The 640-nt window shown below is 61.2% G+C and carries 1 pseudogene; it reads left to right on the top strand.

Going from position 1 to position 640, the window contains the following annotated elements:
• Nucleotides 1–640: pseudogene (locus ACTJKX_RS38235) on the top strand (hypothetical protein); the annotation flags it as partial.

Below are 640 nucleotides of genomic sequence, written 5' to 3'. Positions count from 1 at the left end.
GAGTCAGCTCAACAGCGTCTCCACCTCGGTGACGAATCTCGGCAACAACGTCAACAATCTCGGCAATTCGACCGCTTCGACCATCGGGGGCGGCACGACCTACGATCCCAACACCGGCACGCTGTCAGGCTTCAGCCAGAACGTCACGGCTGTTGACGGCAAGGGTAATGCGGCCGGTGCGCCGACCCAATACACCACGGTGTCCAATGCGCTGACTCAGCTCGACACCAATACGACCAATCTCGCCAATGCCGCGGTGAAATACGACGATCCGGCGATCAAGGACAAGATCACGCTGGGCGGCATCGGGGCATCGGACCTCACCCTGATCACCAATCTTGCCAAGGGCAATATCAGCGCCACCTCGAGCGATGCGGTCAACGGCTCGCAGCTCTACGCGGCCTCGAACTCGATCGCCGACAATTTTGGGGGCGGCTCGGTCGTGAACCCGGACGGCACGGTGAGTGCACCGAACTACAATATCGGCGGCAACACCTATAACGATGTCGGAAGTGCGCTGAATGCCGTGAGTTCGACGGCGAGCGCGGGCTGGAACCTGTCGACCGGCGGCGATACCGCGGGCAAGAGCAATGTCGGTCCTGGCGGCACGGTGGATCTGAGCAACACCGACGGCAATATC

Origin of the sequence: Labrys sp. 22185 (assembly GCF_052045555.1) — a bacterium.
Classification (GTDB): domain Bacteria; phylum Pseudomonadota; class Alphaproteobacteria; order Rhizobiales; family Labraceae; genus Labrys; species Labrys neptuniae.
This window is presented reverse-complemented; position numbering and strand designations above follow the sequence as displayed.